This window comes from Sinomonas sp. G460-2 (genome assembly GCF_047759905.1).
In the GTDB taxonomy this organism is placed as follows: Bacteria; Actinomycetota; Actinomycetes; order Actinomycetales; family Micrococcaceae; genus Sinomonas.
On sequence record NZ_JBKZWT010000504.1, the window covers coordinates 1 to 1,628 of the forward strand.

Below are 1,628 nucleotides of genomic sequence, written 5' to 3' on the forward strand. Positions count from 1 at the left end.
ACCGCGCTCCGGCGCGCGCTCGCCGTCATCATCCGCCAGGACGGGCAGAGCACGTACGGGGAGCACGCGCAGACCGCGGCCCGGGCGCTCATCAACCGCTACCCGGGCGCGTTCCGCAAGCTGCCGGAGAAGCTGCGCCAGGACCTCTGGACGCTCGCCGGTGCACCCTCGGCGCAGGAGGCCGCCGACGCCCGAGCGATCAAGGACCACGCGCTCGACGGGACGTACGGCGCCGCGGTCCAGAAGCTCGCGGAGGCCATCCAGAAGGCGCCCGTGAAGCCGAAGTCCACCACGCCGGCGCCGAGCCCGAGCACCACGCCGAGCCCGAGCGCGACCTCCGAGAGCTGACCTCTCGGTTCGAGCCATCCAACGAACTCCGCTAAGATGGAATCCAGCCCCTCATGTGGCGTCATCCTGCTGAACTCCCCCAGGACCGGAAGGTAGCAAGGGTAGGTGGGCTCTGGCGGGTGCATGAGGGGCCTTTTCATACCTGTGGATAACCCGCGTTGGGTGTCGGTCCGGATTGGTAGGGTTTCTCTGTGAGTTCTCCGACTGCCCTCTATCGCCGGTATCGGCCGGACACGTTCCAGGACGTGATCGGGCAGGAGCATGTCACCGAGCCGCTCATGACCGCGCTCCGGAAGGACCGCGTCAACCACGCGTACCTCTTCTCCGGGCCGCGCGGCTGCGGCAAGACGACGTCGGCCCGCATTCTGGCGCGCTGCCTCAACTGTGAAAAGGGCCCGACGCCCGAGCCGTGCGGCGTGTGCCCCAGCTGCGTCGAGCTCGCGCGCGGCGGCTCGGGCTCGCTTGACGTCATCGAGATCGACGCCGCTAGCCACGGCGGCGTGGACGACGCGCGGGACCTCCGCGAGCGCGCGACGTTCGCCCCCGTGCGCGACCGCTACAAGATCTTCATCATCGACGAGGCCCACATGGTCACGTCGGCGGGCTTCAACGCGCTCCTCAAGATCGTCGAGGAGCCGCCGGAGCACATCAAGTTCATCTTCGCGACGACCGAGCCGGACAAGGTCATCGGCACGATCCGCTCGCGCACCCACCACTATCCGTTCCGCCTCGTGCCGCCCGAGCCGCTCATGGCGTATCTCGAGCGGCTGTGCGTAGCGGAGCACGTGCCGGTCGAGCCCGGCGTCCTCTCGCTCGTGGTGCGCGCGGGCGGCGGCTCCGTGCGCGACTCGCTCTCGGTGCTGGACCAGCTCATGGCCGGCGCGGGGACCGGAGGGATCGACTACGCGCTCGCCGTCGCGCTGCTCGGCTACACGCACGCGGCGCTCCTCGACGACGTCGTGGACGCTGTGGCCGCCGGCGACTCGGCCACGGTGTTCCGGGCCGTGGACCGCGTCATCCAGACGGGGCACGATCCGCGGCGCTTCGTCGAGGACCTCCTCGAGCGCTTTCGGGACCTCATCATCGTGCGCGCGCTGCCAGACGCGGCCGAGTCGATCCTGCGCGGTGTGCCTGCCGACCAGCTCGCGCACATGCGCACCCAGGCGCAGTCCATCGGCGCGTTCGAGCTCTCGCGCGCCGCGGACGTGACGAACGCCGCGTTCAACGAGATGACCGGCGCGACGTCGCCCCGGCTCCACCTTGAGCTCCTGTGCGCGCGC

At 70.1% G+C, this 1,628-nt stretch carries 2 protein-coding genes and 1 other RNA gene; all 3 read left to right on the forward strand.

What is annotated here, in order from left to right:
- A partial coding sequence (locus tag ACLN58_RS21915; RefSeq protein WP_415857322.1) for a hypothetical protein occupies window positions 1–348 on the forward strand: 348 nt, incomplete at its 5' end.
- Window positions 349–390: 42 nt separating this feature from the next.
- Window positions 391–487: signal recognition particle sRNA small type (gene ffs / locus ACLN58_RS21920), an RNA gene on the forward strand.
- Window positions 488–539: 52 nt separating this feature from the next.
- The coding region (locus ACLN58_RS21925) for a DNA polymerase III subunit gamma and tau (protein ID WP_415857323.1) at window positions 540–1,628 on the forward strand (1,089 nt) is incomplete at its 3' end.